The organism is Pseudonocardia pini, from assembly GCF_013870575.1.
Lineage (GTDB): Bacteria > Actinomycetota > Actinomycetes > Mycobacteriales > Pseudonocardiaceae > Pseudonocardia > Pseudonocardia pini.
Genome location: NZ_JACBXB010000080.1, coordinates 1 through 12,265, shown reverse-complemented (window position 1 = coordinate 12,265; position 12,265 = coordinate 1). Strand labels below are relative to the sequence as shown.

Annotated in this window: 13 protein-coding genes; 2 read left to right on the top strand and 11 right to left on the bottom strand. The window is 72.2% G+C overall.

Annotated elements, in window-relative coordinates; genetic code table 11:
- Both H5J29_RS07745 and H5J29_RS07740 read left to right on the top strand, forming a co-directional pair.
- Positions 1–187, top strand: a 187-nt coding sequence (locus tag H5J29_RS07745) for a hypothetical protein (RefSeq protein WP_181780231.1), incomplete at its 5' end; no start/stop codon positions are given.
- 283 nt (positions 188–470) lie between these two features.
- Complete coding sequence (locus H5J29_RS07740; protein WP_181780230.1) at positions 471–1,340, top strand: alpha/beta fold hydrolase; 870 nt, start codon at positions 471–473, stop codon at positions 1,338–1,340.
- Between the two features lie 50 nt (positions 1,341–1,390).
- On the opposite strand, the gene H5J29_RS07735 is transcribed toward H5J29_RS07740, so the two are convergent.
- From H5J29_RS07735 to H5J29_RS07685, 11 genes are all read right to left on the bottom strand, one after another.
- A complete protein-coding gene (locus H5J29_RS07735; protein WP_181780229.1) occupies positions 1,391–2,197 on the bottom strand; it encodes an ABC transporter permease in 807 nt (268 codons plus the stop codon).
- A 71-nt stretch (positions 2,198–2,268) separates the two neighbouring features.
- Positions 2,269–3,309, bottom strand: a complete 1,041-nt coding sequence (locus H5J29_RS34790; RefSeq protein ID WP_181780228.1) for an ABC transporter permease — start codon at positions 3,307–3,309, stop codon at positions 2,269–2,271.
- A complete protein-coding gene (locus tag H5J29_RS07725; protein WP_181780227.1) occupies positions 3,306–4,136 on the bottom strand; it encodes an ABC transporter ATP-binding protein in 831 nt (276 codons plus the stop codon). The genes H5J29_RS34790 and H5J29_RS07725 overlap by 4 nt, the downstream gene beginning before the upstream one ends.
- On the bottom strand, positions 4,133–5,044 hold the full coding sequence (locus tag H5J29_RS07720; RefSeq protein WP_181780226.1) for an ABC transporter ATP-binding protein: 912 nt from the start codon (positions 5,042–5,044) through the stop codon (positions 4,133–4,135). Before H5J29_RS07720 ends, H5J29_RS07725 begins: the two co-directional genes overlap by 4 nt.
- 76 nt (positions 5,045–5,120) lie before the next feature.
- Positions 5,121–6,740, bottom strand: coding sequence for an ABC transporter substrate-binding protein (locus H5J29_RS07715; protein ID WP_181780225.1), 1,620 nt, complete (start codon positions 6,738–6,740; stop codon positions 5,121–5,123).
- A complete protein-coding gene (locus H5J29_RS07710) occupies positions 6,737–7,573 on the bottom strand; it encodes a GntR family transcriptional regulator (RefSeq protein ID WP_181780224.1) in 837 nt (278 codons plus the stop codon). The genes H5J29_RS07715 and H5J29_RS07710 overlap by 4 nt, the downstream gene beginning before the upstream one ends.
- A gap of 33 nt (positions 7,574–7,606) precedes the next feature.
- Positions 7,607–8,926 carry an NtaA/DmoA family FMN-dependent monooxygenase gene (locus H5J29_RS07705; protein WP_181780223.1) on the bottom strand — a complete coding sequence of 440 codons (1,320 nt, stop codon included), beginning with the start codon at positions 8,924–8,926 and terminating at the stop codon, positions 7,607–7,609.
- A gap of 24 nt (positions 8,927–8,950) precedes the next feature.
- Positions 8,951–10,249 (bottom strand): NtaA/DmoA family FMN-dependent monooxygenase, encoded by a 1,299-nt coding sequence (locus tag H5J29_RS07700; protein WP_181780222.1) that lies wholly within the window; start codon positions 10,247–10,249, stop codon positions 8,951–8,953.
- Positions 10,250–10,492: 243 nt separating this feature from the next.
- On the bottom strand, positions 10,493–11,071 hold the full coding sequence (locus H5J29_RS07695) for a dihydrofolate reductase family protein (RefSeq protein WP_181780221.1): 579 nt from the start codon (positions 11,069–11,071) through the stop codon (positions 10,493–10,495).
- 58 nt (positions 11,072–11,129) lie between these two features.
- Positions 11,130–11,819 (bottom strand): helix-turn-helix domain-containing protein, encoded by a 690-nt coding sequence (locus tag H5J29_RS07690; protein WP_181780220.1) that lies wholly within the window; start codon positions 11,817–11,819, stop codon positions 11,130–11,132.
- A gap of 116 nt (positions 11,820–11,935) precedes the next feature.
- Positions 11,936–12,265 (bottom strand): TIGR03943 family putative permease subunit (locus H5J29_RS07685; RefSeq protein ID WP_446686472.1); only part of this gene is annotated, 330 nt, incomplete at its 5' end.

The following is a 12,265-nucleotide window of genomic DNA, read 5'->3' as shown; positions in this document are numbered from 1 at the left end:
CAGCCGTGCGGCCATCCGTGCCCAGCTCGAGGCCGGGCCGACACCCCTGGCGTTCGACGGGCTCGGCACCGGCTGCGGGTTGGTGGCGTTCGGGGCGATGGGTGGGCTGCTGTTCTGCGCGAAGACCGCCGGTGCCGGCTGTGCGGTCGGCGGGGCGGCGATGATCGCCCTCGCCGCCTTCTGCTGAGCCTCGGACCCCGTCCGACAGAGAGTTCGGGCTGCGGCTCGATCCGGATGTCCAGGGAGCGAGTCCGGCCACCCTGCGAGGTCGACGGGTGATCGAGGGGAGGAGCGACCGCAGGCGAGGTCGGTGCGCGCGACCTCACAGCGCGCAAATGTGGTCCTCTGCAGGTCGGAGCGGACGAGGGGAGCTCGCGTTCTCGCGCAATGCATCGCTCACGGCCCGGAGAACCTCGGGATACAGCGGTGGCGTTCGCTCGGCTCTCCGACGAACTCCACGGAGGTAGCCCATGGTCGCCCTGCAGCACCGTCTCGACGGCCCCCCCGACGCTCCCGTCCTGCTCCTGAACGGCCCGCTCGCCTTCGGGCCGGAGCTCTGGGACGCCGAGATGCCCGCCCTTACCGAGCACTTCCGCGTCCTGCGCTACCGGCACCGCGGCTGTCCCGGTGCCGACCCGGCGCCCGCCGGTCCGATCGGGGTGCCCGAGCTGACCGCGGACGTCCTCGAGCTGCTGGACACCCTCGGCATCGAGCGCGCCCATTGGGTCGGGCTCTGCATGGGCGGTCTGGTGTCCCTCTGGGCGGCCGCTCACCACCCGGGCCGGGTGGAGACGCTGACCACCATGAGCACCACGCCGAAGGCCTCGCAGACGTTCGCCGACCTGCTCGGCGTGATCTCGAACGCCATGCACTCCAACGCCTACAAGCGCTACCACGAGTACGGACGGCCCTTCGGCTGGGGCGAGCACGCCGATCTCGTGGCGCGCGAGGGGCTCGCCGCGGAGGCCGATCAGGTCGTGAAGGCGTGGTTCACCCCCGACTACCAGGCGGCCAACCCGGCGGAGGTGGCGATCGTCCGGGAGGCGGTGTGCGCGGCCGACCCCGAGGTGTACCAGCGCATCTGCCGGGGGCTCGCCTCGCGCGACCTCACCCCGCTGCTGGCCCGGATCGAGGTCCCGCTGCTCATCCTGGCCGCCGAGGAGGACTGGAGCGTCCCGCCCGGGACCTCCCGCGCCCTGACCCTCGGGGTCACCGGGTCGACCCGGGTCGTGGTGTTCGGCGCGGGCCATCTCCTCACCCGACCCGACTCCGCGCTGGTGACCGACCACGTCGTCGCCCACGCGCTGCACCGGTCGACCGCGGTCGCCGACCTGTCCTGAACGCGACGAGGGGCCGGGACCGACGGTCCCGGCCCCTCGTCGGTGCGGTCTCAGCGCACGCGGTCGTCCCCGACCAGCGCGGTGGAGAGGAACACGACCGCGGCGACGGCCGCGGCGAGCGCCGCCGCCGGGAACACCGCCGACCACCAGCGGCCCATCATGATCTCGGCGGCTCCGGTGGAGATCATCGTGCCCCACTCCGGGGTGGGCGGTGCGAGGCCGACGCCGAGGAACCCGAGGCCCGCCACCGCGATGATCGCCGCGCCGAACATGACCGTGGTGTTCTCCAGCGCGGGCCGGACCGCGTTCGGCAGGACGTGGCGCACGACCAGCCGGACCTCCGAGTACCCGGCCTGCCGGGCGGCGTCGAGATAGGCCTCTCCGCGTACCCGCAGGACCTCGCTGCGGGTCAGCCGGAACTGCACCGGCGAGAGCAGCAGGGAAAGGACCACGATCATCGCCACCAGGCCGGTCCCGTACAGGGAGAGGATCACGATGACGGCGATGAGGAAGGGCACCGCCTGCACCAGGTCCACCAGCCGGGCGAGCCCGCGCGTCGGGGTGGCCCACCACGAGTCGCGTGCCTCGTTCATGCCCACGACGAGCCCGAAGGCGATGCCCAACGCCGTGGCGACCACCATCACCGAGAGCCCGATGAGCAGGTCGGTCCCCGTCGCGGCGACGGTGCGGGAGAAGACGTCCATGCCCGCGGAGTCGGTGCCGAACCAGTGTGCCGCGCCCGGTGCAGCGGAGGGCGGCCCGACGACCGTCTCCGGGTCGTGCGGCACGACCAGCGGACCGGCCAGCCCCACCAGGGCGATCACGGCGAGCGGGACGACCCGCAGCCGTGGGTTCACCCCACCTCGGCGCCGTCGGACTGTCCGGGCCGCGTGCGGCGCGGCCTCGGTCGTGGGTGTGGCGATCAGCGTCATCGGGTGCCTCCGGCTCCGGGTCGACGGCGGGGGTCGAGCAGCATGACCGCGATGTCGGTCACGAGGAACACGACCAGCGAGACGGCGGCGGTGAGCAGCAGGAAGCCCTGCAGCGCGGTGAGGTCGACAGCGTTCGACGCGGCCAGCGCGTACTGGCCCAACCCCTGGAAGTTGAACAGCGTCTCGAGCAGGACGACGCCGCCGAGCAGGGCGCCGAACATCACGCCCAGCACCGTGACCGGGGCGGGGAGCGCGCGCCGGTAGACGCTGAGCAGGATCCGCCGCCGCGGCACGCCGACCGCCGCCCGGAACCGGGTCACGGGGGAGTCGATGCTCGTCTCGAGCTGGCTGACCAGGTGTTTGGTCAGCAGGTCGCCGAAGGCCAACGCCATCACCACCAGCGGCACCCACAGGTGGGCGAGGATGGAGGCGGTGACGTCGAAGCGGCCGGTGAGCACCGAGTCGAGCAGTGGGGCGCCGGTCACCGGGTCCCCGACCCGGGTGCGTCGGTCGGTGAGCCCCACCGGGGCCGGGGCGATCCGGAGCCAGACGAAGGTGACGGTGATGAGCGCGACCCCGATCACGAACTCGGGGACCGCGCCCGCTGCCCGGGCCCACACGCGCAGCACCCGGGCCACCATCGTCCTCGGCCGGGTCACGACGATGTACGAGGCCACCAGCGCCGTCAGACACGCCACGACCATGCCGAGCGCGACCAGCTCCAGCGTGGCGGGCAGCCGCGTCGAGAGCTCGGCGGCGACGGAGGTCTGGGACACGAGTGAGTCACCCAGGTCCCCGCCGACCAGCCCGCCGAGGTAGCCCACGAGCTGCTCGCCGACGGAGCCGTCGAAGCCGTAGTCCGCGGCGATCCGGTCGTAGGTGGCCTGGTCGATCTCGGCGTTCGGGCCGGCGATGGTGAGCACCGGGTCGCCCGGCATGAGGCGGACGAGGAAGAACACCGCGACGGCGAACACCGCGAGGTGCACGGGCAGCATCGCCAGCCGGGCCAGCCACCAGCGGTGGCGGGCGAGCCTCACGACGCCACCGCCGCCGTGCGGCCGTGCGCGGCGAGGAGCGTCGCCGTGTACGGGTGCTGGGGCGCGTCGAGGACCTGCCGGGTCGGACCGTGCTCGACGATCCGACCGTTCTGCATCACGACGAGCTCACGACTCACGAACGCGGTCGCGGGCAGCCCGTGGGACACGAACAGCAGGCCCGTCCGGTGCTCGTCGCAGTAGTCCGCGAGGAGGTTGAGGACGGTGCCCTGCACCGAGACGTCGAGGGCCGACACCACCTCGTCGCAGAGCAGCAGGCGCGGCCGGACCACCAGGGCCCTGGCGATCGCCACCCGCTGGCGCTGACCGCCGGACAGCGCCCCCGGCCTGCGGTCCACCTGCTCCGGACGCAGGGCGAGCCCGTCGAGGACCTCGTCGATCCGCGCGTCGGCCTCGGCGTCTCCCAGGCCGTACAGCTCGCGCAGCGGCGCCCGCAGCGCGTCCCGCAGGGTGCGGCTCGGGTCGAACGAGGACGAGGTGTCCTGGGCGACCAGCTGGACGTGCCTGCGGACGTCGTGCCTGCCCTCCCGGCTGCGGAGCACGTGCGCCAGGTCGGCGCCGTTGAACAGCACCCGCCCCGCCGACGGCCGGTCCAGCCCGCACAGCAGCCTGGCCAGGGTGGACTTGCCCGACCCGGACTCGCCGACGACCCCCACCGCCTGGGTCGAGTCGACGACGAAGTCCAGCGGGTGCAGCGCGACGAAGGGTCGCCGCCGCGGCCCGAACCGTCGCTCGACGTGCTCGGCCGCGAGCTGGACCAGGTCGCGACCGGTCGGCACGGCAGGGCCCTCCCGCTCCGACGCGCTCATGCCGCCTCCTCGCGTTCGCGCAGGTCGCCCAGGGTCGGAAGGCGGTGCAGGTCCGCGCTGTCCAGCGTGGGGACGCAGGCGAGCAGGCCGCGGGTGTAGGGGTCGGTGGCGCTCTCCGCCAGGGTGGCGGCGGGCACGTCGTCGACCACCCGCCCGTGCAGCATCACGACCACGCGGTGCACGTACTCCGCGGCCAGGTGCAGGTCGTGCGTGATCATGATGAGTGCCGTGCCGTCCTCTGCGGTGAGGGACGCGAGCAGGTCCATGACGTCTCGGCTGAGCGAGGCGTCGAGGGCGCTGGTGGGCTCGTCGGCGATGAGCAGCCGGGGCCGCGCGGCCAGGGCGACGGCCAGCATGACCCGCTGACGCATCCCGCCCGAGAGCTCGTAGGGGCGGGCGTCGAGGACCCGGGCGGTGTCGGTGAGCCCGACCCGGTGCAGCCACTCCTCGGTCCGGTCGCGGATCTCGCGGCGGGACGAGCGCCCGGTCGCCCGGACGGCGTCGCGCAGCTGGCTGCCGACCGTCCAGACCGGGTCCAACGAGGTCATCGCGTCCTGGAACATCATCGACAGGCCCGGGGTGTGGGCCGGGATCCGGGTGACGGGTCGGGTCCGGAGGTCGGTGTCGGCGAAGCTCAGCCGGGAGGACGTCACGGCGACGTCCGCGCCGAGGAACCCGGCGATCGCGAGCCCCAGGGTGCTCTTCCCCGATCCGGACTCGCCGACCACGGCGACCCGCTCGCCCGGCGCGACGCGCAGGTCCACGTCGGACAGTGCGGTCACATCGTCCGGACCGCCGTCCCCGTAGGTGACCGTGAGGCCCTCGACGGCGAGCAGGGAGTCGACCGCGGGCCCGGTGGTGGCGTCGGCGGCCCCGAGACCCGCCGAGGTGTCGGAGATGAGGGTCATGGGCACTGCTCTCCTTGTTCGAGGAGGGGGGACGGGGTGCCGGGCGGTCGCCCGGCACCCCGCTGCGGTCTCGGGGTCAGGCGGGCTTCACCATGGTGAGGTCGAGCGACTTGTCCATCCGGTTCGTGACGCCCTGCACCCAGGGGGCGAAGGCGTTCGACGGCTGGGTGCGGCCGATCCAGATGCTCGGCTGGTTCTCCAGCAGGTAGCGCTCGGCGGTGTTCCACTCGCGGCCCGCCTGGGAGCCGGCGAAGTCACTGACCTGCAGGCCCTGGTCGATGCGCGCGTCCAGCCCGGCGTCCATCCACCGCGAGGTGTTGAACGGCGCGTTGGAGAAGAAGATCCCGAGCTGGTAGGCCGGTGAGGCGTTGGTGGCGGACTGCACGGCGAGGAAGGCGTCCCAGACGCCCTGCGGGCGCTCCGCCGCGATCTGGGCGTCGGTGGCGTTGGCGATGGTGATGTCGAAGCCGCCCTCGCGGGCGAAGGACTGCAGCTGGACCGCGGCATCGAGGACGGCCTGGTCGGTCGTGCCGACGGTGAGGGTGAACGGGACACCCCCCGGATGCCCGGCCTCGGCCAGGAGCGCCTTCGCGGCGGCCGGGTCGAACCGGCTGGGCTCGATGCCCTCGCCGTCGTAGTTGGGGGCGGTGGGGTCGAGCCGACCGGGGGTGAGCAGGATCCGGTCTCGGTAGACGTTGCCCGAGATCTCCTCGTACGGGACCGCCAGCGCGAGGGCCTTGCGGACCCGGAGGTCGTCGAACGGCGCATGGGTCACGACGGTGTGCAGGGTGAGGATGGCGACCGACGTGTCGAAGGAGTACGCGCGGGCGGCGTCCGACGACTCGAGGTTGGCCATGTCGGCGGGCTTGAGACCGAGCGCGGCGTCCACCTCACCGGCGGTGAGCGCGGTGGCTCGCGTGGCCGCGTCGGCGACGACCCGGTAGGTCACCCTGGGGACCGCGGGGGCGCCCAGTGCATAGGCGGGGTTGGCGGCCAGCACGAACTCGGCGTCGGTGAACGACTCGGTGGTGTAGGGCCCGAAGCCGAAGGCCTGGTTGGTGCGCTCGGCGGACCAGTCCGCGGCGTACGGGTCGGTCGGCGTGGCGTGCTGCTCCAGCACCTCGCGGTCGAGGATCGTCCCCGCGACCTGGGACAGGTTGGAGAGCAGGTGCAGGCCCTCGCCCGGCCGACGGACGGTGAAGGCGACCGTCGACTCGTCGATCTTGGTGATCTGGGTGGCGGGGTCGGTCAGGGCGGGCGCGAAGATCGGGGCGACGAGGCTGCCCTTGCCGTTCCACTTGCGCTCGAAGGAGTACAGGACGTCGTCGGCGTCCAGCGGGTTGCCCTGGGGGCTGAGCAGGCCCTCCCGCAGGTGGAAGGTGTAGGTGAGGTTGTCCGGACTCACGTCGTAGGACTCGGCGAGGACCCCCTCGAACTCGAAGTCGCTGGTCTTGAGCTGACCCGAGCGCTCGTCCGGGATGTACTTCGCGCGGACCAGGAAGCCGTGCGTGTTGAGGAAGTAGTCGCCGGTGGCGACCCGGTCGGGGTTGCCCGACACGGGCATGGCGCCCGTGGCCACCACCATCTCGGCGGGCGCATCGGTGCCTGTGCCTTGGGCGGTGCCGCCACCTGCGGCACAACCGGCGAGGAGGGCGGTGCCGGCGAGGAGGGCGCCGAGGGAACGTAGCGGTCTCATGGGGAATCTTCTCCGGTGCGGAAAGGAGGGGTGGGGACCGTGAAGAGATGCCGGTACGCGCCCTCGGGCACCGGGTCGAGCGTCCGGCCCGCCGCCGTGGCGGGGGCGGAGGCGGGTGACTCCTGCGTGGCCAGGGCGACCCGGTCCGCGCGGAACGTCGTGTAGGAGAGCTCGGCGGCCCGGCCGTCGGTGGCGACGAGCAGCCGTTCGCGGACGAGGACCGGGGCGCCCTCGTCGACGGCGAGGAGGACACTGGTGCGGTAGTCGCACAGCCGGGCCTCGACCGTGCTCTGGACATCGGCGAGGTCCCCGCCGTGCCTGCGGGTGAAGTACTCGGCGAGGTCCTCGGAGACGAGATCGGGCTCGTAGTCCTCCGCCCCGCCCAGCCGGCAGTAGGCGGTCTGGACCCCGACCGGCTCGCCGTGCAGGACGAGCAGATACTCGCTCATCTCCACTTCGACGTCGTCGGTGTCGAGCCGGGCGGCGAGCAGCGGCGAGCAGCTGACCAGGCGGGTCTCCAGTGTGCGCGAGACGAGGCCGCTGTCCTGGGGGAACCCGCCGCGCAGCGGCAGCCTGTTCACCGCCCGCACGACGACCGTGCCGCGTCGCGGGGCGCGGGCGACCAGGCCGTCCGCGGACATCGTGCGCAGCGCATGCCGCACCGCCGTGCGGCTTGTCTGCAGCTCCCGGCAGAGCTCCGGCTCGGACAGCGGCGCCCCCGGAGGGAGCCGACCGTCCGCGATCGCGGCGCGCAGGATGTTGTAGACGCGCCGGATCGCCTGCTGTGCCGTGCGGCCCGTGTCGTACTGCTCGCGGTACTCGTCTCGATCCATGCCCCGGCCCTCCTGACGCCCCGGCCCGCCGTGTCAGAAGGCGAGGAGGTTGTCTCGGAACCGCTCGTGCTCGTAGCCGCTCCGGGTGACACCCCGCCTGCGCAGCGCGGGGACCAGTCCGTCGGTGATCTCGCTGATCACCTTGCGCGTCAGTGGGCTGGCGATCATGAAGCCGTCGCCGCCGACCTCTTGCATGGCCTCGGCCATCTGTGCTGCGACGGTGTCCGGTGATCCGACCAGATCGAGCGTTCGGGTGGTGTTGAAAGCGGCGAGCGTCTCTCGCAGCGTCCGGTCCCCGCGTGCGCCCATCAGGTCCGCGAGGTTGCTCTGATGACCGTTCGTCGTCAGGTCGGGGAGCGGCGCGTCGAGGTCGAACTGAGAGAAGTCGATGCCGCTCCAGGTCGAGATGGAGGCGAGCCTCCCTGCGATCCCGTCTTTGCCCTTCGCCGCTTCGGACAGTCCCAGCTGCTGCAGCCGGTAGCGCTCCTGGGCCTCGGCGTCGGTGTCGGCGAGGACCGGGTTGACCAGGAACAGCACCTTGCACTCCGAGGGCTTGCGCCCATGGGCCAACAGCCGTTCGTGGACGTCCTCGCGGTAGGCCTTCATCTTGTCCGGGCCGCCCTGGACGTTGGACAGGATCGCGTCGGAGTGCATCGCACCGAACTCACGACCGGCCGGGGACCCGCCCGCCTGGGTGATCACCGGCCTGCCCTGCGGCGAGGGGATGACGTTCAGCGGCCCGCGGGAGCGGTAGTACTCGCCCTGGAAGTTCGGCACCCGGACCTTGTCGGCGTCGGCGAAGACGGCCCGCTCCTCGTCGAGGACGACGGCATCGGGGTCCCACGCGTCCCACAGCGCCTTCGCGCAGTCGACCCACTCCTCTGCCATCTTGTAACGCAGGTCGTGCTCGATGTGCTCGTCGAGCCCGTAGTTCTGGGCCGCACGCACGTTCGAGGAGGTCACCAGGTTCAGCCCGACGCGCCCCTCGGTGATGTGGTCGAGGGTGCCGAACAGCCGGGCGGCCATGAACGGGTGGTAGAAGGGCGTCGCGACGGTGGCGACGAGCCCCAGCCTGCTCGTGCTCGTGCCGAGCACCGACAGCAGGGGGACCGGGTCGTGCTTCGGGGCGTAGGACGGTCCCGCCAGGTACTGGCGCATCGAGCCCTCGTACTGGTCGGGGACCATCGAGGAGTCCTCGAACATGAGGAAGTCGAAGCCCGCCCGCTCCATCGCGCGAGCCTGGTCGACGTAGAGCTGCGGTCGGCTCCATTCGATGCCGCCGTTGCCGGACCAGGTCTGGTTCCAGGACTGGGGGCCGAAGCCGTAGGCGATGAACCATCCGAGGTGGAACACACGAGTGCCTTTCGTCGTGGGTGGTCAGGACTCGCGCAGGTGCTCGCGCAGGGTCCGACCGGCGTAGGAGGTGCGGGTCAGGCCGCGGCGCTGCAGCTCCGGGACCAGACCCTCGGTGATCTCGGTGATGTAGTGGCGGGTCAGCGGGCGGCCGTAGAGGAGGAACCCGTCCCCTCCCACAGCGGCCATGACCTCGCCCATCCGCTCAGCCACCGACGCAGGCGTGCCGACCAGCTCGACGCAGTCGTGGTTGTAGGCCCCGCACATCTCGCGGAGGGTCCTGGTCCCGTCGCGGCCCAGCCGCAGGAAGTTGCCGAAGGTGCTGCGGTGGCCCTCGCTGGTGCTCGCGTCGATGCCCGGCGGGAGGGGCGAGTCGAGGTCGTAGGCGAACAGGTCGTGCTCGCCGTACTTGGTCATCATCGTCAGGATCCGGTGGACCTTCTCGTCCGTGGGCCGGTTCCGCAGGCGCTTGCGCTCCCGCGCGATCTCCTCGGTCTCGCCCAGGATCGGCTCCACCATGTACATCACGCTGATCTCGTCCGGGTCCCGTCCCGCCGCGGCGGCGCGGGCCCGGACGTCGTTGCGGATGTCCTTCATGAACCCGATGTCGTCCTCGGCCGACGCCGCCACGAGGATCGTCTCCGCCCAGCGTGCGGCGAACTCCCGACCGCGGTCCGAGGTCCCGGCCTGGCAGATCACCGGCCTGCCCTGCGGCGGGCGCGCGGAGTTGAGCAGCCCCTTGCTGCGGTACCAGCGGCCCTCGAAGTCCACCGGGTGCACCTTCGCCGGGTCCACGTAGCGCTCGGGCGTGGCCACGACGGCGTCCGGTTCCCAGCCGTCCCACAGCTGCGTGGCGAGCTCGACGAACTCGTCGGCACGCTCGTACCGCTCGTCGTGGGGTGGCAGCCGGTCCATCCCGTAGGCCTGCGCGGCTGACTGTTCGCTGGTCGTGACGATGTTCCAGCCGACCCGCCCGCCGGTGAGGTGGTCGAGGCTGGAGAAGGTCCGGGCGAGACCGAAGGGGTGGGTGAAGGAGGTCGACACCGTCGCGATCAGCCCGAGCCCTGTGGTCTCCCTGGCCAACAGCGGGACGAGGGTCACCGGGTCGAGGCGCGGCACCGGGTCGTGCATGCTCGTGACGACGACGTGGTCCTCGAGCATGAGGTAGTCGAAGCAGGCTCGATCGAGGGCGCGGGCCATGTCGACGTAGAACTCGCCGCTCTGCCAGCGCTCGGGCTCGCCGTCCCGGCCGCCCCACGGGTCGCCCGTCTCCGGCGCCCACGCGTTCGGCTGTGGGTTGGTGAACCAGCCCAGGTGGAACATCGCACTCCTCTCCGCCGTGCTGCTGAGGGCAGCGAGGAGTAACAGTCACCGGGCTGCGTTACACCGGCTGACGAATCCGGTAACCGGTGATTTGCGCGTAGCGCGCATCCCTCACGAGGGACGTCGATGCAGCTCGGCGCGGCTTGGCGGAGGAAAGGGCGGGCTCCGCACAGTGTGCTCGGCGGCGGTGGCGCCCGAGCTGCGGTGCCTCGCCACCGCACGCGGGGCGACCGTCGGTTCGGGTCAGGGCGTGGGGAGAGGCCGGTAGACGTGGACGACGGCGCCGGTGGCGAAGACCCTGGTGTCGAGGAGCTCGGCGGTGCCGGTGCTGCTGGAGCGGAACAGGGGTTCACCGCCTCCCTTGATGACCGGGGAGGTGCAGATCCGGTACTCGTCGAGCAGACCCGCCGCGGCGAGGGCGTCGGTCAGCCTGCCGGTGCCCCAGACCAGGATGTCGCCGCCCGCGGCCTGCTTGAGCCTGCCGACCTCGTCGAGCAGGTCGGGGCCTGCGACGACCACGGTCGGGTCCCACGCCGTCGTGTCGACCTCTCGGGAGGCGACGACGTACTTGGTGATCGCGTTGACGTGGTCGGCGAAGGGGTCGCCGCCCCGGGTGGGCCAGGCCTGTGCCATGCCTTCGTAGGTGAGCCGGCCGAGCAGCAGCGCGTCGGCGGCGAGCGTCGTCTGGAGTCCGTAGTCCTGCAGCTCCTCGTCGAAGTACGGGAACGACCAGTTCTGGGGGTCGTCGATGTAGCCGTCGAGGGTGGCGTGGGTGAAGCCGACGATCCTGCGCGGGGCGCCGTGTTCGCTCTGTTCTCGCACGCCAGGGAGCGAACCATCAGGCCGACCGGTCCGTCTTGTACCGAACCGAAGCCCCGTCTCACAGCGCCAGGAACGAGACGCCGGACCTCAGCTCGCCCGGCGTGTGGCCGGTCGCCCACCGCATCGCCCGCGCGAGCTGCGGCTGGTCGTAGTAGCCGCAGGCGGTCACCACGTCGGCGATCGAGCTCCCCGCCGTGAGGAGCCGCGCGGCGTCCTGGGCCTGCTCGATGCTGACGAGCTTGCGGTGCGAGATCCCGACGGCCCGGCGGAACCTGAGCTGCGCGGTCCGCTCCGACATGCCGCGCGGTCGCTCACCGTGCCGGATCTCGTCGACGGCCGGGTCGAAGGCCAGCAGGCCCGCGCGCGCCAGCCGGTCGAGGAAGACGTCGACGTTCTGCTCGGTCGGCATCTCCCAGTCCCGGCCGTCGAGCAGGATCCGGCCGCCGGGCAGGGTCGGCAGCACCGCGTCGTTGAGGTCGGTCAGGCCGGAGGGTGGGTGCAGCGGCAGGTACGCCCCGAGCCGCAGCTCCACGCCGAAGAACTCGCAGCCCTGCGGGCAGGTCAGCGACGTGCCCGCGGTCTCCGGTCCGCGGACGTGCACCGTCACCCCGGCCTCGGTCCGCGCGAACGCGATCATCGACGAGGCCTTGACCGCCGAGCTGAAGCCGGTCGAGGCGTCACAGCTCGCCGACCACACCCGTCGGACCATCGGGAGATCGCCGGTGACAGCGGTGAAGACCAGTCCCATCGGGTCGGGATCCTAGCCCTCGATGGTCGACGCGCCACCCACGTCCACCCAGGTCGACCCGGCCGATCGGAGGCGTGCCGGGCCTGTCGCACGTCGGCTCGTCGCCGCGAGCCGGGTCAGTACTCGTAGGGGTCCTCGGGCACGGCGACGGCCTCCGTCGAGGTCACCCGCAGCGCGGGCTCCCAGTTCGTGGCGGCGTCGGCGCTGCCGGGTTCGAGGCTGCCGGTGACGCGGAGCCAGGTCTCCGGTGCGGGGGTGGGCGCGAGGTCACCGGTGAGCCGGACGGTCTGGGGGCGGGCGTCGGCGGCGCAGCAGGAGATGGCGATGCGGGCCAGGCGGGGGCCGGTGTCGCCGGGGACGGTGAACCCGGTGAGGGTCACGGTGCGGCCGGCGAGGGAGGCACCCTCGTCCGACCCCGCACGGCTCACGAACTCCATGAACGTGAG

Bases quoted from the DNA above. Each gene is read 5' to 3' on its own strand.
- H5J29_RS07740 (WP_181780230.1), top strand. From the start codon at position 471: ATGGTCGCCCTGCAGCACCGTCTCGACGGCCCCCCCGACGCTCCCGTC.
- H5J29_RS07725 (WP_181780227.1), bottom strand. From the start codon at position 4,136: ATGAGCGCGTCGGAGCGGGAGGGCCCTGCCGTGCCGACCGGTCGCGAC.
- H5J29_RS07720 (WP_181780226.1), bottom strand. From the start codon at position 5,044: ATGACCCTCATCTCCGACACCTCGGCGGGTCTCGGGGCCGCCGACGCC.
- H5J29_RS07715 (WP_181780225.1), bottom strand. From the start codon at position 6,740: ATGAGACCGCTACGTTCCCTCGGCGCCCTCCTCGCCGGCACCGCCCTC.
- H5J29_RS07710 (WP_181780224.1), bottom strand. From the start codon at position 7,573: ATGGATCGAGACGAGTACCGCGAGCAGTACGACACGGGCCGCACGGCA.
- H5J29_RS07700 (WP_181780222.1), bottom strand. From the start codon at position 10,249: ATGTTCCACCTGGGCTGGTTCACCAACCCACAGCCGAACGCGTGGGCG.
- H5J29_RS07690 (WP_181780220.1), bottom strand. From the start codon at position 11,819: ATGGGACTGGTCTTCACCGCTGTCACCGGCGATCTCCCGATGGTCCGA.